This window comes from Psychrobacter urativorans (assembly GCF_001298525.1).
GTDB classification, from domain to species: Bacteria; Pseudomonadota; Gammaproteobacteria; order Pseudomonadales; family Moraxellaceae; genus Psychrobacter; species Psychrobacter urativorans_A.
In genome coordinates this window covers 835,947-853,021 of record NZ_CP012678.1, presented here as the reverse complement: position 1 = coordinate 853,021, position 17,075 = coordinate 835,947, and the positions used below count along the sequence as shown (strand labels likewise).

Here is a 17,075-nt window from a genome sequence, read left to right as displayed (position 1 = left end):
TTTTTATGGATTAAGAAAATGTTTACTTAAACGTTTTCTGGCTTCTCAGTAGGGCAAATGGTTTTGGCGACTTTGCCAATACTTAAACCTTGTACCAAAATTGAGAACACTACGACCGCATAAGTTAGTGCCAATAAAATATCGCGCTCCGTACCTGACGGTAGCTGTAATACCAAAGCAACCGAAATACCTCCGCGTAAACCACCCCAAGTAAGTACCTTCCATGCACCTATTGGTAGGTTAAGTTGGTGTCTAAAAGTTCTAGTGGTCATACCGACCACAATAAGCCGCGCCAATAGGGCAATAATGATGGTCAAACCTGCCGCCATAAATAAATTACCAGAATACGCTATCATTACCACTTCAAGGCCGATTAAGACAAACAAAATCGCATTTAAAATTTCATCAATTAATTCCCAAAACAGATCAATATAGTGGCGCGTCTTGTCACTCATTGCCAATTCGCGCCCACGGTTACCAACCATTATCCCCATCATCACCATAGCCAAAGGTCCTGACAGATGCCAATGGCTTGCCAGCGCATAGCCACCTATGACGCCTGCCAGTGTTAATAGCACCTCTTCTTGATAGCTATCAATACTTTTGAGCATATAATATAAAATTGTGCCCAACCCTAAACCAAAGACAATACCGCCACCAGCTTCGACAGCCAACGTATGCACTACGTCATTAGCTGTTGGAATGTCACCACTAGATAAAATTCCTAGTAATAGTACAAAGATGACCACACCAACACCATCGTTAAACAAGGATTCGCCTGCAATGACCGTCTCAATACTTTTTGGCGCGCCTGCTGAGGCTAATATACCCATGACCGCAATCGGATCGGTAGGAGAGATTAAGGCACCAAATAATAGACACCAAATATAAGAGATATCAAAACCAAACAGTGGCAGCATAAAATAAATGGCAGTCGCAATAAGTACAGCAGAGAGCACAGTGCCAAAAAAAGCAAGAATACCGATAGGCAACTTATAGCGCTTTAAGTCCCCAATATTGACGTGTAAAGCCCCTGCAAACAGGAGCATGGATAGCATTCCATCCAGTAAAACCTCTGTAAAATCAAGCTGATTTAATAAGCTAACTTCATAATCAATCAGCTGATCAAACCCTAAAAACCCTAAAAATATGGCGCCAATAGACAGTAATATAGAGATGACCATCACCCCAATCGTCGTTGGTAAACCAATAAAGCGGTGATTGATATAGGTTAGTAAGGCGGTAATAGATAAAAAGATAGCACTAATATCGAGCACGGTCATGCCAGTTGTAGATGCCATGGAAAGAGTCTCAGATTGCGGTAGAAATTACTCCAAGACTAATGCTTGTACGGATAGTATGCAGTGCTTATTTTGTTATTCCATGGACGCTTAGCTGAATCAGGCTTGTAGCACTTTATTGTAATACAAGCCATTAGTACTTCTTTCTACTGACTAATTATGAGATTCTGGATTATCCGCTTCAGTGATAATGTTGCCTTTACTATCGTTTTTACTCGACCTAGTTGTTGGTCCAGTATCTCTACTACGGCTGCTGTTATCCTCTGGAAGTACTGCTTCATGATTATGGTTGTCATAAACCACATCGCTGTCTTTGTCATAAGCTTCTGCCTCGAAGCGCGGCGTATTTTTGTTAGTTGAACTATGAGGTTTGGCGTTATCTTTATTATCTGTTGATGATTTTTTGCGCGGTTCGCTTTGAGCAAAGATGTCCGCTAACGGCAAATTGAGCTGTTGTTTGGCGCAGGCTTCCGTATTTTCAAAGCGACCGACTAGCAATCCGAGCCAAGGCTGTTGGTCTTCTTGTCTCATCTCATCCAATTCATCTTTAATCGGCAACGGATAAGGTAGAGTACGATAAAAATCCCATAACGTCATATTACTCAAATCTTTTTTCAGCACATACTCGTCTTTTTCAGTCATGGTAATGAGTTTGCTGTCTTCAAGATAGTTAATATAGGTGTACCATTTTGGCAACTCCTTACGACCCAACACATCTCGCAGCTGTTGCTCGCTAACTGAATCGCCTTTTAAGTGGTTGGTATACACTAAATTAAGCATATCCAGTAAGCTCAGCAAAGGATGACGCGGATACACTTCTTGAGTGCCAAAAATGGTCAAGGTATAACTGATTTCAACACCCAATAAAATTAAGTTCCATGCCAAATAGATCCAAAGTAATAAAATTGGGATTGCCGCAAATGCGCCATAGATAGCTTCATAGCTGGTAAAGTTGCTCATGACCGTACCAAAACTATACTTTAGTAACTCAAACATGATTGCCACAAAAACACCGGCAATAACCGCATTTTTCACCGGCACTCGTGCTTTTGGAATAAACCAATACATGGCAATAAAACCAGCGACGGTGATGGCAATGGATACCACTTGTACCCAAAATGACCAATCAATGCCATATCCAGCGATTTGCCGATTTAAAAAGCTCAAGCTTTGCACGGTACTCGACACAATAAAGACGGTGCCCAACAATAAGGGTCCTAAGGTGACAATCGCCCAGTAGCGCAACATACTTTTGATACCACCAGAGCGCTCTTCCACCCGCCAAATCTGATTAAAGGCGCGTTCAATCGTGGTCAATGTCATAATGGCAGTAACAAATAAAAATATCGCCCCAATAGCCGTTAAGTTAGTAGATTTTTCAGCAAAGCTATTGATATATTTGCTGACTTGTAAGCTTGATTGTGGCAATAAATTACTATAAATGATCTCATAAATTTGTGCTCGAACGGTTGCCAGTGCGGGTACAGACGACAAAATCATCAGCAATACTGTCAGTATTGGTACAATGGACAGCATGGTGGTGTAAGTAAGAGAGGCGGCTTTTTGTTGGCAATTGTCTTCAAGAAAATGCTTGGTTAAAAAGCGCAAAAACTGAAACCAACGCTGTTGTAAGAAAGGGAGTTTTTTGAGTAAGTTTTCCATGTTGACCGTCTAAGAGCGATAAGAAGTAGCAACAGTGTAGCAAAAATAGGAGTACGGAATCTGCCAATGAATTGTATTGAAATGCAAAGTAGTTTGTTAAGTGATATTTGCATGTCAGCTTATGAGTCGGGCATAATGTAGACATAAATATTCCCTATTAACCCTTATTAGCACAAGCTGACTGGCATCGCTAATTTAATGTATTACTGTAATGCTATCAATTAGGACGTAAATATATCTAATGCCGAACCATTCTGATAATAGTGATAACGTTAATGTTAATACTAAAGCCACTAGCGCGACCACTAACCATTCTTCTATTCCTAAAAAAACGGCTACGGTGGACAAAGTAAATAAGCCTATCGCTTCCATGCAGCAACGCTTGATGCTCACGTGGTCAGTGTGGCTTGTGTATCGGCTGCTAGGTTTGCCCATTTTGATTAGTATGCTTAATCAGACGCATCCTGATATTATCGGTGGTATTGCATGGCAAGGGCTATGGCTGATCCCTGCGTTTATCGTAACACCGTGGATGTTACGGGGACGCTCACCTTATGCGTTATTAGTGGCGAGTATGCTCATTTTGGTTTATTTGGGTGCTAGTGGCGTGGTATTGTTTACGCGGGTTTATGGTAGTAGCGGACTTGAAATTATCGTTTATGTGGCTGATTTTGTATTATTGTTATTGATTAATACGTGGTTATTTATGCTGTTAAAACGACTGCCTTCAATGAATAATGTAATAAAAAAACCGCGTTCACACTAACGGTTTATTGCTCAATAAAAATTACTTAAAAAAAGCGGCAGCCTGATTTGGGCTACCGCTTTTTTTATTTATCATTGTTATTTATCACTACAGATACATTGAAGGTGAATAAGATAAAAATTAGATTCATTGCACTTTAATTAACTTTGGTCAATTCCAAATCCATTTTTTTGCCATCGTTAATTTGGCTCACTTTCACAGGCAAATAATCTAAGCTTGGCGCAAGCCAAAAGCTGGTCGAGCGGCTGTTGTCATCGTGAATCCGGTCAACACGTACGGTATCAAAAGTACCGGCAGGAACGGTTATTTTAGTATTGCCAGATTTTTTAAACGGTGTTTTTTCGACTTTATCGTGTTTCGCCATATAATAGTTACCAGAGAATTTACCATTTAATAAATCCTGACGAATTTGCATCTCTAAGCTTAAATCATCAAAGGCTTGCTGTGCCATGCTCAGGTTGACCGTTTTACCTTTATAGCTGCTCGAAACTTGTTTTTTACCTGCATTAAAATTCAGATTATGAGTACGCCCAATGCCGAATAACTTATAAGTAGTACTGGCTTGTGTGGGAATCACGTTATTGCCTGCAATCGTAAAAGCGCTACTTTGTGACGCGGTTGCCACACCAGCAACGCGTGCTTTAACGTCATATTTCCAGTTATTACCTGACTTATTTAAAGTGCGGGTTGCCGTACCTTTATATTTGTCTTCAATGGTAAAGTTATAGTCAGCATTTGAAGGCTGAATAGTTTTTGCGCTGGCAAGACTAGGCGCAGCCATACTCAATGCGCTAATAGCAGCAATACTCGCTCCCGCTGTCAACGCTGACAAGAGCTTATACTTGCTAGGTTTTTCTTGAATAGACTGGTCATTTACGATTTTTGGTGAATTCATTATTATTCCTTTATTGGTTTTACGCTATCACTATTGTTGATAATGCTTGTAAGTATTTTGGTCAATATTATTAGTAGCCACTATGATGGTTATACTCTGTTACATTTTCAAGGATAGCTAGGCGTAAGGTCGTTGAGTATTTGTTGCTAATGTTGCGCAAACGCTAGTGTTGTTGCTGTAGGTAGCGAGCGGTGGCTAAGGCTATTACTTACTTTATTTAAACGCTTATATTTCTCAAGTAATCACTATCAAGGAATCACTATCAAGTCTATATTTTACAACTTATAAAGATTTGGGCTTTGATTAAAAATAATGGTTATACGGATGAATCACTTATTTTAGAGCGTATTCTTATAAAATTTATGCCTTTACTCTTGAAGCGCACTCCTATTGCCCCCATTTTTGGGAACAAGCTCAATACTTATCTTGAATCGTCTATGATGAACAGAGTGTCAGTATTGAGACCATGAACTCAAATAAATCCTTTATTTATCTAACCAACTTTTGGAGTGATATCGATGAACATTCGTCCTTTACATGACCGTATTGTCGTCCGCCGCATAGAAGAAGAAACAAAAACGGCTGGTGGTATTTTGCTTCCTGGTTCTGCACAAGAAAAACCTTCACAAGGTGAAGTATTGGCAACTGGTAACGGTCAGATTCGTGATAACGGCGACACGCGCGCGCTAGACGTAAAAGTCGGCGACAAAGTATTGTTCGGTCAATATGCTGGTCAAACCGTAAAAGTTGACGGCGAAGAACTATTGATTATGAAAGAAGCTGATGTATTGGGTGTATTAGAAGGTTAATTTATTAATTTTAATAAATAACACTCTTAACTGTATTATCAAATCATTCAATTGTATTCTCATACTTATAATAGTGGAGTAATTTAACATGGCAAAAGACGTAAAATTCGGCATTGATGCCCGTAAACAAATGATGGACGGCGTAAACGTTCTAGCAAACGCAGTACGTGTAACCTTAGGCCCTAAAGGTCGTAACGTCGTTATCGATAAATCATTTGGCGCGCCTACCATCACTAAAGATGGTGTGTCGGTTGCTAAAGAAATCGAGCTTGAGAACAAATTTGAAAACATGGGCGCTCAGCTTGTACGTGAAGTGGCTAGCCGCACCAATGATGTCGCTGGTGATGGTACGACTACTGCGACCGTATTGGCTCAGTCAATCTTGCAAGAAGGCATGAAGTCAGTTGCTGCTGGCATGAATCCAATGGATCTAAAACGCGGTATCGATAAAGCGGTTCGCGCGGCTGTTGAGCAAATTCATTTGCTATCAACCCCAGCTGACGATTCAAAAGCGATTGCTCAAGTTGGTTCTATCTCAGCTAACTCAGACACTAAAATTGGTGAATTAATTGCTGAAGCGATGGAAAAAGTCGGTAAGCAAGGCGTTATCACGGTTGAAGAAGGTTCAAGCTTTGAAGATACCTTGGAAGTTGTGGAAGGTATGCAGTTTGACCGTGGTTATATCAGCCCGTATTTTGCTAACAAACAAGACAGCTTGACTGCTGAGTTTGAAAATCCATACATCTTGCTTGTTGATAAAAAAATCAGCAATATCCGTGAAATCGTGCCATTACTTGAACAAGTTATGCAACAAAGCAAGCCATTGCTAATCATTGCTGAAGACGTAGAAAACGAAGCATTGGCAACGTTAGTTGTGAATAACATGCGTGGCGGCTTAAAAACTTGTGCGGTAAAAGCACCAGGTTTTGGCGATCGTCGTAAAGCAATGCTTGAAGATATCGCGACTTTAACTGGCGGTACGGTTATCTCTGAAGAGATTGGTCTGAGCCTTGAGACGGCGACACTTGAGCAATTGGGTACGGCTAAAAAAGTCACTATCGGTAAAGAAAACACCGTCATCGTTGATGGCGCTGGAAACTCTGCTGATATCGAAAACCGCGTTGAATCTATCAAACGTCAAGTTGAAGAATCAACGTCTGATTACGATAAAGAAAAGCTTCAAGAGCGTATGGCGAAACTTGCTGGCGGCGTTGCCGTTATCAAAGTTGGCGCTGCAACTGAAACTGAAATGAAAGAGAAGAAAGATCGCGTTGATGATGCGCTACATGCCACTCGTGCCGCGGTTGAAGAAGGCGTTGTACCTGGTGGTGGTGTAGCCTTGGTTCGTGCAATGAATGCATTGTCTGAACTACGTGGTGATAATGATGACCAAAACGCGGGTATCAATATCTTACGTCGCGCAATGGAAGCCCCATTACGTCAAATCGTGACTAACTCAGGCGAAGAAGCGTCAGTAGTAGTGAACGAAGTGAAGAGTGGCAGCGGTAACTACGGTTACAACGCAGCTTCTGGCGAGTATGGCGATATGCTAGAGATGGGCATCCTTGATCCAGCCAAAGTAGCACGTTCAGCGCTAGAAAATGCGGCATCTGTTGCAGGCTTAATGCTAACGACCGAAGTCATGATTACTGATTTGCCACAAGGCGATGACGGTATGGCTGGCATGGGCGGTGCTGGTGGAATGGGCGGTATGGGTGGAATGGGCGGCATGATGTAAGCTGCACTAACCCCAATATTCCCATTAGCTAAAAATCATCAGTGATAGATATTGATGATAACTGCTAAGAAAAAGCCCCAACTCAATGAGCTGGGGCTTTTTTAATGTGCATTACAATAGCTTAGTTAAACTCTCTAAATTATAATGAATTAAAATAAATATTTATATAAAGGGATAGTTATGCAAACCACCTTTAATGAGTTTTGTTCAAAGTCTTTTGAATTTCGTGAGGCACTGTTAAGAGAAACTAAGAATGTTTCGACATTTGAGGAACTTAAACACAAAGATATAGCTACTCTGGTTTTGGCCGATATATCTTCAGAACATGGCCATGCCATTCATATTTTAGCGAAGAATCGTTGCAGTGTTTCAGCAAGTAGCTTATTACGTTTACAGTTTGAATCTTTATTAAGAGCAAAGTGGCTTTACTGGATAGCTTCTAATGATGTTATTGAGAGGTTTAATAAACCTTTAAATGAGCAGAATGTAAAGCAAGCCGAAAAACGAATACCTACAATTAACGTTATTTTATCCGAACTTGAGGTTAAAGTAGAAGAAGGCAAGGTTCCTAAAAAAGCATTAATGCTAATGCAAGAATTTAAAGATATGGCTTTAAAAGCTTCTAACTCATATGTTCATAGTGGTATGCATGCATTTTCTAGAAGAAAAGATTGGTTTCCAGAACCCTTAATGATTCAGATTCTACAGAACTCTAATGGACTAGAAGCTTTAAAAGCAATGTTACTTGCGACATTAGTCGAATCTAATGAAATAATGCAAGAAGTACTTAATCTCCAATATGTTTATTTAGATTGTTTACCAATGCATACACCTGAAATTATGGATAGATTCTACGGTATATCATGATAAAATCTTGAAGAATTAGGTCGTATTAAAATGTTAGAAGAAGGGCTGATCACTGAGCACTCTCATCCCTTCTAAATACCCACGTCTTATCATCAGACGCATCCGCACAATAATAATATCCTGCCAAATCAAACGTCTTAAGCTGCTCAACGTCGGTCAATTTATTATCAGCGGCATATTTCACCATCAGTCCGCGTGCTTTTTTGGCATAAAAGCTAATAACCTTATACGTGCCATTTTTTTCATCTTCAAAGCGTGGCGTAATAATTTCTACTTTTAGCGCTTTCTTTTTGACCGCTTTAAAGTATTCATTCGACGCTAAATTAATCAATATTTTATCGTCATTATCTGGCTGACTTTCTTTAATACGTTTATTCAATAGTGCGGTAATTCGCGTATCCCAAAATTCATACAGATTATCACCGCGCTCATTTTTAAGCTTAGTGCCCATCTCTAATCGATAAGGTTGGATTAAATCTAAAGGCTTTATCAACCCATATAATCCTGACAAGATTCCTAAATGATTATTTAAATACAGCATGGTGTCTTTATCCATGTCATAGCTATCAAGCCCTGTATAGACATCGCCGTCAAATAAATAAGCGGCGGGCTTTGCGTTATCTGTTGTGAACGGCACTTGCCAATTCTGATTACGCTCAGCGTTTAGCGTCGCGAGCTCAGAGGAGATATGCATCAGCTCTTGTAAATCTAATGGGTCTTTATTTTTAAGCTGTTTGATGAGCGCCGCCGCTTCAGTAATCAGAGCGGGCTGACTGTAATGATTGGCAATATCTAAGGGTACAGCGTCGGTTTCGTTTAAGGATTTAGCAGGGGATAGGACAAAATACATAGGTATGCCTTGTGTTGAATAGGATGTGCCTACCATACCATAAAGCGTGTATTAGCTATACCAATCTGCCTATGAGATAAACGCTGTAAGGCTTTGGATGATTTATCTTATGGCGTGCTAACTATAACGAACGTAAAAGTAAAACCTTCCAAATATAGCAATAAAAGTTATGAAAGTGGCATAAATCCTTAACTTTTTATTTTACTTAGTGGTCATCAATAAGCGATGAAAGTTAGCAAATGATGTCTCTATAATAAAAAGGTGTGATGATAAAGAAACATCTCATTTATTTAATTGATAGTTGGCGAATTTATTCTTGGTGTAAACCGCAGCCAAAATCTTTTAAGGGCGCATTATTTTATAAAAGTACGTTGTGGTGAGTTATTTTGCTTATTGATAGGTATCTATGCAGATAGACGTTCCTAAAATAGTCCGTAAATATCAGGAGATGATATGAAAATTGGTGTGATTAGTGCAGATATCGCCCATGAAAACCGTGTGGCGCTCACTCCAGACGCGGTCAGAAAGCTGCGTAAGTTTGGGTTTGAGGTGATGGTGCAGTCAGGTGCAGGTCAAGCCGCTTATTATTCTGATGATAGTTATCAAGCAGCAGGCGCAATGATTGCCAGTAGTGGCGCTGATGTGATTGCTAATGCGCAAATCATCACTACCGTACAGGACTTGCCAACGACGATTATGGATAGCTTGATATCTGGGCAAATAGTCATCGGTATGCTAGACCCTTATCGTAATACTCAGCTTGAAACGTATGCTGAAAAAGGCGTCACTGCCTTTGCCATGGAGTTGCTACCGCGCACCTTGTCACGTGCGCAGAATATGGATGTGCTGTCATCGCAGGCGAATCTTGCCGGTTATAAAGCCGTATTGTTGGCGGCTAATGAATATACGCGTCCTTTTCCGATGTTTATGACCTCGGCGGGTACAGTCAAGCCAGCTAAAGTGGTTATTTTGGGCGTTGGGGTTGCAGGTTTACAAGCCATTGCCACGGCTAAGCGTTTAGGCGCGGTGGTTGAAGCCAGTGACCTGCGTCCTGATGCCAAAGAACAGGTGGAATCGCTTGGTGGTAAATGGCTCGATGTACCGATGAGCGCAGATGAAGCGCAAAAAGCCAAAGCAACAGGCGGCTATGCCTGGATACCGTCAGAGCAATATATTAAAGACCAAGCCGCGGTGGTGGATAAGGCAGTAACTGCTGCTGATATCGTGATTACTACGGCGCAAATCCCTGGCAGGCAAGCACCGCGCTTGGTACATCAAGCAACGATTGTCAAAATGAAAGCAGGTTCGGTGCTGATTGATATGGCAGCTGGAACGGGTGGGAATGTTGAAGGCAGTGTCGCAGATGAAACGATTACTACAGAGAATGGCGTGCGTATCGTTGGGGCTAGTAATATTCCATCGATGCTCGCAGCGCAAGCGTCCGATTTTTATGCCAATAATTTGCTTAATGTCATCACAACTTTAATATCTACTGATAACAATAATAGTTGTGATAATCCATCAACCAACAGCCTAAGCATTAATATCAATATGAAAGACGAAATCCAAGGCGCATTGGCAGTCACTCATGAAGGTCAAGTCAGGATCGCCAAGCGTTAAACGTCATAAAAGCCCCATAATCAAGCGATATGTACTCATAAATACCAGTAAGTGGTCATAAATATATTTTTAGGAGGATAAGATGATTGCGACTGTTTTAACGGCGACACCAGCCAGTGAAGTCATGAATAGCACGCCTTTTGTAGCGATTTTTACCGTATTTGTATTGGCTGTTTTTGTTGGCTATTACGTGGTTTGGGGCGTCACGCCTGCGTTGCACACCCCATTAATGGCGGTGACCAACGCCTTATCCAGTATTGTCATTGTTGGCGCCATGCTCCAAACCGTGACTATCGATGGCTCTATGTTTACCGCCACCAGCTTGCTTGGCACTTTTGCAGTATTTTTAGCCAGTATTAATATTTTTGGTGGTTTTGCGGTTACTGAGCGTATGCTCTCCATGTTTAAACCCAAAGCTAAAAAAGCCGCAGTGGTTACGACTGAAAGTGGAGGTGATGCATGAGCGATTTAACCCCATTAGTAGATATGAATGTGATTGCGGCAAATGCGGATTGGTTTTATTTAATCGGTGCCATCCTCTTTGTCTTAACTTTACGTGGTTTATCTAGTCCAAAGACCGCTATTCGTGGTAATCGCTTGGGTATGGTAGCAATGGCGATAGCTGTGCTAACTACCTTTTTCTTGGCAGAAGGACCAGTATTGTGGTTAATTATTGCTGCCATGATACTGGGCGCAATTGTCGGATTATGGAAAGCCAAAACAGTCGCCATGACCCAGATGCCGGAAACGGTCGCATTGATGCACTCGTTTGTGGGTTTGGCAGCGGTAGCAATTGCCTTAGCTACTGTCTTACATACAGAACAAGCACATAGTACGGTGGCGCGGTTAGAGTTATTTATCGGCTGTTTTATCGGTGCGATTACTTTTTCCGCATCCGTTTTCGCTTTTGGCAAATTGGCGGCAAAAAACTGGGCAAAAACCTTAGTTGGCAATTGGGTCAAGCCCGTCCAAGCACTCTTGTTTATCGCGATGATAGGTTTTGGCGTACTCTACTTTACGACCGATTCACTACCCGCATTTTATGCCATGGCTAGCATCGCTATTATATTTGGTTGGATGTGGATTGCGCCTATCGGTGGCGGCGATATGCCAGTAGTCGTATCATTATTAAATTCATTTTCGGGTTGGGCAGCGGCAGGTATTGGCTTTACTTTGGGTAACTCGATGTTGATTATCGCGGGCTCGTTGGTGGGCTCATCGGGTGCAATTTTGTCTTACATTATGTGCCGAGCGATGAATCGGTCATTATTAAACGTATTATTTGGTGGAATGGGTACGACAGTAGTGGGAGCTGTTACAGATAATGGCGTTCCCAAAAATTATAAATCAGGTTCAGCAGAAGATGCGGGGTTTTTAATGGCAAATGCCAGCGATGTCATCATCGTCCCAGGTTATGGTATGGCACAAGGTCGCGCCCAAAATGCAGTTAAAGAATTGTATGAGCTGCTAAAAGAACAAGGCGTAAATGTGCGCTTTGCCATTCATCCGGTTGCTGGGCGGATGCCAGGGCATATGAATGTATTGCTTGCTGAAGCGGACGTTCCTTATGATGATATTTTGGAGATGGATGACATTAACTCGGATTTTTCCAGTACCGATGTGGTTGTGGTCATCGGGGCTAATGATGTGGTCAATCCTTCTGCAAAAGATGATCCGACGTCGCCAATTTTTGGTATGCCGATTTTAGAGGTCAATAAAGCGCGGACGGTTATGGTTATTAAACGCTCAATGAGCACTGGTTATGCAGGCTTAGATAACAGTTTATTCTATATGGATAAAACCATGATGATATTTGGTGATGCCAAAAAAATGGTTGAAGAAATGGTACGCAGTGTTAATGGTTTAAGTAGCTAAGTTATGCCTTATGTGTCCATGACACGCTTGCGTTTACACGGATGTCTAGTGCAAATCAACTACCATGTTACTATTTGATAATGTCATTTTTAGATTAGTATTTTTGCTAATTTGCTAAAAAGTCGCTGCGGTGACTTTTTTGCGCTTGGAAGTTTGCTTTTTTAGCATGACTTCTTAGGCGTGCTAAACAACCCATAAGAGAGCAACCTATGAACATGCTATTACGTTTTTTTATTATGGTCAGTTTACTTAAGCAGCAACAAAAACAGCAATCAACGGGACAGCTGAGCCTAGAGACAGTGACCGCACCCACGCTACGCCATTATCGTATCTTACCGCATGACATGGGATTTCGTAATCATTTGCCCAATTATCGCTATTTATCTTTTATTGAATTAAATATTACTCAATGGCTGCTGGCATGTTGTCATCAAAAGAAAATCAAATCCTTACGTTGGATTATCGCCATGCAAGAGATGGTTTATTTAAAAGAGGTGAAATTTTTAGATAAAATGTCGGTGAACAGTCAGGTAGTAGGCTGGGATAATAAATATATTTACTTTACGCATCGGTTTTTTGTAAAAAATCAGCTGATGGCAGTGGGTATGACCAAGGTAGTCTTGGTGAATAAGCAAGGTGCGTGTCCGCCAAGTGAGCTTAATATGATAGGCGAGCAGTTCACCAATGTTGTCACCACTTGGAATACCCATCAAAACGCTGTGAAATCGACGCTATCCTCATGATAAAGTAACGTGAAACGTGCGCTTGACTATAATCCTCTGACAAATTTTGCTAGGATAAGCTACCTTATTCTTATCACCCTTATTTTAATATTTACCATAAAGGTATCATTATGACCCCGCAAAAATTAAAATGGACGGACAGTTTAGACATCGCGATTGAGCTGTATGAAAAATTCCCTGAGACTGACCCACAATATATTCGCTTTACCGATTTGCATCGCTGGGTGACAGAGCTTGAAGGCTTTGATGATGATCCACAGCGTTCTAATGAAGGTATTTTAGAAGCCATTCAGATGAATTGGATTGACGAAGCGGATTAACACAATATTTATATCCTTTTTAAATAATGAACATTACCTTAAATAAATATAGGACAGACCGACTCATGACGGCACCCATTCAAGCGCTAACCGAAGACCAAACGTGCACAGGCATCAGCATTCGTACCACTAATATTGCTGAAATCAGCCATGAAACGGCAAAAATAGGCAAGTTGTGGCAAAAGTTTTATCAAAATCATGTGAGCCAACTTGAAAAGGGTAAGGATATCTATGGCGTTTATCATAACTATGAAAGTGATGATGTCGGCGCTTTTGATGTGGTTGCCAGTTGGAAAGTAGACAGTCAGCCAGATGAGCAAGCACAGTCAGGCAATGACGATACGGCAAGTACGGTCAAGACCAGTAAAAATAAAAATGCGAGCAATTTAGTGACAGTCAGCATCCCTGCAGGAAATTACATGGTATTTGCTGAATACGGTAACATGCCGAATACGGTGATGAATGCGTGGGAGAAAGCATGGGAATATTTTAATGACCCAAGCTGTGAGCATACCCGAACTTATAATGTTGATTTTGAGCGTTACGTTGAGGGTAATTTGGAATATGGTCAAGTTGAATTGTATATTGGTATTGAGTAGAGTCGCCAGTCTGTGACGCAATCTTTTAAGTGGCTGTAGGGTGGGTTAGCGCAGCATAACCCACCAATTGAACGATTATGTGTGAAGGTAGATTAAAGCGGCTTAATAATTACGCTCTTTTTAAACACTGTGACTTTCAGACCAGTCAGGACTTCTAAATCTGCCTCTAAGTTCTCAAACTCAGAAATAGTGAGTTTTTTTGGATAATAGCTAATTGAAAGGTTAAGTTCTGAATCGCCTGAGTAACCAAGAGATTGCAATTTAGCGCCATGTATTTCTACAATTCGCGCTACTTCATTAACTTGTTCGTCATTATCAATAGAAAAACGTGGCATTTGATTTTGGTTAGCTACTGATGGCTGTAAGATTTCTAATCTTCCCATCTCATTAGTTAATCTACTGTTTTGAATATTCACTACTATAGGATTGCCTATTAATTCTGACAAGGTTTCTTTCAGTTGTACGCGCTTAACTGTTGATATATTAGCATTTAAAATATAAATGTCAGCTGTCTCTATAATTCCTTTATCTGAATAAGCAAGCCCTTGCAATTCGCCACCGTAACTTTTGACAATACGTTTTATTTCATCTACCTTTTTGCTATCCTTAGGTTTAGACCAATCTATATGGTCTTTTGATTTAAAGACTTGGGTAACAGCATGTGGCTCTTCTTGAGCGCTAGCAAGACTACCGTCGTATGATTTTATTACTACTTTAGAGTCTGCGACATCAGAATTTATTTCTCTAACATTGGTGCAGCTACTGATACCTAAACCTAAGCTGGCAAATATAAAGAACTGATAAAGTTTATTAATTTTCACAATTTCTGATCCCTATAGTATTAATTTAGCTATGCTTTTAATCCAACAATAGATTCTCAAGTATTCCTTCATAAATCTTTGCCAAGCGTCCCAAATCATCAACCTCAATCTTTTCATCAACCTGGTGAATCGTTGCATTACGCACGCCAAGCTCAACCACTTGCGCGCCTGTTGGAGCAATAAAGCGTCCATCTGATGTACCGCCAGAGGTTGATAATGTGGTCTCAGTACCCGTCACTGCTTTAATCGCCTGCTGGCATGCCGATACCAATTTACCTTCGGGTGTTAAAAATGGCTGACCAGATAATTTCCAATCAATGTTATATGTGGCTTTAGTGTCTTCAAAGTGGCTATCTTCAAAATATTTATCAAATATCGCATGAGTTTTGGCTTTTAGCTCATCTTCAGTCGTTTCGGTAGAAAAGCGAAAGTTAAATACCACTTCTAGCGTTTCAGGAATCACATTGGTTGCGCCTGTACCACTATTAATATTGGAGATTTGCAACGAGGTTGCTGGGAAGTAGTCATTACCATTATCCCAAGTCGCTGCCGTTAATTCAGCAAGTGCTTGCATGGCGGCATGAATGGGATTACATGCCAAATGCGGATAAGCAACATGACCTTGTTTCCCAGTGACGGTTAATACCGCGCCTAATGAGCCACGGCGACCGTTTTTGATGATATCGCCCAGCGTATCGGTACTTGATGGCTCACCAACGAGACAATAAGTAATTTTTTCTTGGCGTGCTTCTAGCGCTTCAATGACCTTAACCGTGCCATTGATAGATGGTCCTTCTTCATCTGAGGTGATCAAGAATGCAATCGAGCCATTATGCTCCGGATGATTCGCCACGAAGCGCTCAGCCGCCACCGTAAATGCAGCAATACCTGTTTTCATATCCGCCGCGCCGCGTCCCCATAGATAACCATTCGCGATGGTTGGAGTAAATGGTGGATACGTCCAATTCTTCTCATCGCCTGTTGGCACCACATCAGTATGACCTGCAAAGCAAATCACCGGATTTGTCGTACCGCGCCGCGCCCATAAATTTTTGACTTCAGCGTGTTCGCCTTTTACCTGTCTATCACCGTAATACATAAACTCGCAGTTAAAGCCAGAATTCCTCAAACGCTCTGCCAAAATATCTTGGCAGCCATCATCATCAGGCGTAACCGAAGGGCGTTGCATTAAGGCAATGCTCAAATCTAAAGTCGCTTGTTGATGCGTTACGGTTTCGATAGTAGCGGCTATTTTTTTATTAGAATCAGACATAATGAACCTTTTTTAAAAGCTTAAGGTAAAATTTATTAGGTACAGTTGATGTTGCAAATAAATATGTACTCTTACTTTAATGATGACTAATTGGCAGATTCAACAAAAGGCACCAAACCATCTCGGCGCATCCATGTCGCGATAGAGTAGCGTTGACGATGGGCGATTTGCACTTGATGCTTTAAGTTGCTGTCAAATATGATCAAGCGATTTGCAGCTGGCATGACGTTATGATGCTCACCGTGATTATCAACCACTTCTAGCGCCCCGCCGTCATCTGCTAACCAGTCATCATTCAGATAAAAAACCGCTGAAATAACGCGCTCATCACGCCCAACTGGATTGTCACTATGCCACTGATAGCCAAAGCCGACAGGATAGCAGGCATAATGCGCCTCGCTATGGCGTATACCTGCGAACAAAGCGCGGTTCAGCACTGCCGCCAGTTGATTGATGCTATCTAAGTAATAAAATCCCGCAAAAATGTCTTTGGTAATCCAACGAATCTTATCGCCGCGAATGTCAGTTACCCGAATACCATCAGTGAGCTGCGCGTCACGATAGTCAATAAAACCGCTTTCCGCTTGTAAGGCTAATAAAGCTTTAATCTCAAATACATCATCAATAACAATCCAACCTTCATGAACGAGCTTATCAAGTTGCGTATTAGTCAGCCTATCGCCCCAATTGACCGCAAAATCTACGAGCTGTAGCTCATGTTGAGTCGGAATATCAATAGCGACTTTATCAGCATGAGGATTCAGTAAAGGCGGATTATTTGCGCCTATAGGATTATTAATGGGCAAGTTCGTCAGATCAAGATTATTGGTAATTGCTGCTATTTTTTTCATTATATCTATATTACCTTTATCAAACGGCTGTCAATCAACGTCTATTTACCAAAACCTTCGTTATCTTTTACCCATCCTATGCTAC

General features: G+C 41.1%; 17 protein-coding genes. 10 read left to right on the top strand and 7 right to left on the bottom strand.

The genetic code is table 11. The features are described from left to right. Nucleotides 1–26: 26 nt before the first annotated feature. Both AOC03_RS03590 and AOC03_RS03585 read right to left on the bottom strand, forming a co-directional pair. Nucleotides 27–1,301, bottom strand: coding sequence for a cation:proton antiporter (locus tag AOC03_RS03590; RefSeq protein WP_062533636.1), 1,275 nt, complete (start codon nt 1,299–1,301; stop codon nt 27–29). A gap of 153 nt (nt 1,302–1,454) precedes the next feature. Further along, nucleotides 1,455–2,963 (bottom strand): YihY/virulence factor BrkB family protein, encoded by a 1,509-nt coding sequence (locus tag AOC03_RS03585; protein ID WP_062533635.1) that lies wholly within the window; start codon nt 2,961–2,963, stop codon nt 1,455–1,457. A gap of 370 nt (nt 2,964–3,333) precedes the next feature. Here AOC03_RS03585 and AOC03_RS03580 point away from each other — a divergent pair, with 370 nt between their 5' ends. Continuing rightward, the gene (locus AOC03_RS03580) at nt 3,334–3,729 is read left to right on the top strand and encodes a hypothetical protein (protein WP_204247940.1); all 396 of its coding nucleotides are present in this window, start codon (nt 3,334–3,336) and stop codon (nt 3,727–3,729) included. A gap of 136 nt (nt 3,730–3,865) precedes the next feature. Here the strand turns inward: AOC03_RS03580 and AOC03_RS03575 are convergent, their stop codons facing one another. After that, on the bottom strand, nt 3,866–4,624 hold the full coding sequence (locus AOC03_RS03575; RefSeq protein ID WP_062533633.1) for a DUF3108 domain-containing protein: 759 nt from the start codon (nt 4,622–4,624) through the stop codon (nt 3,866–3,868). 518 nt (nt 4,625–5,142) lie between these two features. Between AOC03_RS03575 and AOC03_RS03570 the strand changes: the two genes are divergently transcribed. The 3 genes from AOC03_RS03570 (at nt 5,143) to AOC03_RS03560 (ending at nt 8,038) form a co-directional block, all read left to right on the top strand. Then, nucleotides 5,143–5,433: a co-chaperone GroES gene (locus AOC03_RS03570; protein ID WP_062533632.1), complete on the top strand. Its 291-nt coding sequence runs from the start codon at nt 5,143–5,145 to the stop codon at nt 5,431–5,433. A gap of 88 nt (nt 5,434–5,521) precedes the next feature. After that, entirely contained in the window at nt 5,522–7,171 is a 1,650-nt protein-coding gene (gene groL / locus AOC03_RS03565; RefSeq protein WP_062533631.1) for a chaperonin GroEL, read from the top strand. A 180-nt stretch (nt 7,172–7,351) separates the two neighbouring features. Further along, nucleotides 7,352–8,038 (top strand): DUF6988 family protein, encoded by a 687-nt coding sequence (locus AOC03_RS03560; RefSeq protein ID WP_062533630.1) that lies wholly within the window; start codon nt 7,352–7,354, stop codon nt 8,036–8,038. Between the two features lie 49 nt (nt 8,039–8,087). Here the strand turns inward: AOC03_RS03560 and yaaA are convergent, their stop codons facing one another. Next, nucleotides 8,088–8,888 carry a peroxide stress protein YaaA gene (yaaA, locus tag AOC03_RS03555; protein WP_062533629.1) on the bottom strand — a complete coding sequence of 267 codons (801 nt, stop codon included), beginning with the start codon at nt 8,886–8,888 and terminating at the stop codon, nt 8,088–8,090. A 453-nt stretch (nt 8,889–9,341) separates the two neighbouring features. Here yaaA and AOC03_RS03550 point away from each other — a divergent pair, with 453 nt between their 5' ends. From AOC03_RS03550 to AOC03_RS03525, 6 genes are all read left to right on the top strand, one after another. Further along, complete coding sequence (locus AOC03_RS03550; protein WP_062533628.1) at nt 9,342–10,508, top strand: NAD(P) transhydrogenase subunit alpha; 1,167 nt, start codon at nt 9,342–9,344, stop codon at nt 10,506–10,508. A gap of 124 nt (nt 10,509–10,632) precedes the next feature. Continuing rightward, complete coding sequence (locus AOC03_RS03545; protein WP_062536432.1) at nt 10,633–10,971, top strand: proton-translocating transhydrogenase family protein; 339 nt, start codon at nt 10,633–10,635, stop codon at nt 10,969–10,971. A 23-nt stretch (nt 10,972–10,994) separates the two neighbouring features. Beyond that, complete coding sequence (locus tag AOC03_RS03540; protein ID WP_062536430.1) at nt 10,995–12,383, top strand: NAD(P)(+) transhydrogenase (Re/Si-specific) subunit beta; 1,389 nt, start codon at nt 10,995–10,997, stop codon at nt 12,381–12,383. 209 nt (nt 12,384–12,592) lie between these two features. Then, complete coding sequence (locus tag AOC03_RS03535) at nt 12,593–13,126, top strand: acyl-CoA thioesterase (protein ID WP_062533627.1); 534 nt, start codon at nt 12,593–12,595, stop codon at nt 13,124–13,126. A gap of 110 nt (nt 13,127–13,236) precedes the next feature. Continuing rightward, nucleotides 13,237–13,446, top strand: a complete 210-nt coding sequence (gene iscX / locus AOC03_RS03530; protein WP_011279849.1) for a Fe-S cluster assembly protein IscX — start codon at nt 13,237–13,239, stop codon at nt 13,444–13,446. A gap of 65 nt (nt 13,447–13,511) precedes the next feature. Then, nucleotides 13,512–14,045, top strand: a complete 534-nt coding sequence (locus AOC03_RS03525; protein WP_062533626.1) for a GyrI-like domain-containing protein — start codon at nt 13,512–13,514, stop codon at nt 14,043–14,045. 92 nt (nt 14,046–14,137) lie between these two features. Here the strand turns inward: AOC03_RS03525 and AOC03_RS03520 are convergent, their stop codons facing one another. The 3 genes from AOC03_RS03520 to AOC03_RS03510 form a co-directional block, all read right to left on the bottom strand. Next, entirely contained in the window at nt 14,138–14,866 is a 729-nt protein-coding gene (locus AOC03_RS03520) for a hypothetical protein (RefSeq protein WP_062533625.1), read from the bottom strand. 37 nt (nt 14,867–14,903) lie between these two features. Beyond that, nucleotides 14,904–16,055 (bottom strand): succinyl-diaminopimelate desuccinylase, encoded by a 1,152-nt coding sequence (gene dapE / locus AOC03_RS03515; protein ID WP_237182080.1) that lies wholly within the window; start codon nt 16,053–16,055, stop codon nt 14,904–14,906. Nucleotides 16,056–16,225: 170 nt separating this feature from the next. Further along, nucleotides 16,226–16,990 carry a 2OG-Fe(II) oxygenase gene (locus AOC03_RS03510; protein WP_062533623.1) on the bottom strand — a complete coding sequence of 255 codons (765 nt, stop codon included), beginning with the start codon at nt 16,988–16,990 and terminating at the stop codon, nt 16,226–16,228. Between the last annotated feature and the right edge of the window lie 85 nt (nt 16,991–17,075).

Bases quoted from the DNA above. Each gene is read 5' to 3' on its own strand.
- AOC03_RS03590 (WP_062533636.1), bottom strand. From the start codon at position 1,301: ATGGCATCTACAACTGGCATGACCGTGCTCGATATTAGTGCTATCTTT.
- AOC03_RS03585 (WP_062533635.1), bottom strand. From the start codon at position 2,963: ATGGAAAACTTACTCAAAAAACTCCCTTTCTTACAACAGCGTTGGTTT.
- AOC03_RS03580 (WP_204247940.1), top strand. From the start codon at position 3,334: ATGCAGCAACGCTTGATGCTCACGTGGTCAGTGTGGCTTGTGTATCGG.
- AOC03_RS03575 (WP_062533633.1), bottom strand. From the start codon at position 4,624: ATGAATTCACCAAAAATCGTAAATGACCAGTCTATTCAAGAAAAACCT.
- AOC03_RS03570 (WP_062533632.1), top strand. From the start codon at position 5,143: ATGAACATTCGTCCTTTACATGACCGTATTGTCGTCCGCCGCATAGAA.
- groL (WP_062533631.1), top strand. From the start codon at position 5,522: ATGGCAAAAGACGTAAAATTCGGCATTGATGCCCGTAAACAAATGATG.
- AOC03_RS03560 (WP_062533630.1), top strand. From the start codon at position 7,352: ATGCAAACCACCTTTAATGAGTTTTGTTCAAAGTCTTTTGAATTTCGT.
- yaaA (WP_062533629.1), bottom strand. From the start codon at position 8,888: ATGTATTTTGTCCTATCCCCTGCTAAATCCTTAAACGAAACCGACGCT.
- AOC03_RS03550 (WP_062533628.1), top strand. From the start codon at position 9,342: ATGAAAATTGGTGTGATTAGTGCAGATATCGCCCATGAAAACCGTGTG.
- AOC03_RS03545 (WP_062536432.1), top strand. From the start codon at position 10,633: ATGAATAGCACGCCTTTTGTAGCGATTTTTACCGTATTTGTATTGGCT.
- AOC03_RS03540 (WP_062536430.1), top strand. From the start codon at position 10,995: ATGAATGTGATTGCGGCAAATGCGGATTGGTTTTATTTAATCGGTGCC.
- AOC03_RS03535 (WP_062533627.1), top strand. From the start codon at position 12,593: ATGAACATGCTATTACGTTTTTTTATTATGGTCAGTTTACTTAAGCAG.
- iscX (WP_011279849.1), top strand. From the start codon at position 13,237: ATGACCCCGCAAAAATTAAAATGGACGGACAGTTTAGACATCGCGATT.
- AOC03_RS03525 (WP_062533626.1), top strand. From the start codon at position 13,512: ATGACGGCACCCATTCAAGCGCTAACCGAAGACCAAACGTGCACAGGC.
- dapE (WP_237182080.1), bottom strand. From the start codon at position 16,055: ATGCAACGCCCTTCGGTTACGCCTGATGATGATGGCTGCCAAGATATT.
- AOC03_RS03510 (WP_062533623.1), bottom strand. From the start codon at position 16,990: ATGAAAAAAATAGCAGCAATTACCAATAATCTTGATCTGACGAACTTG.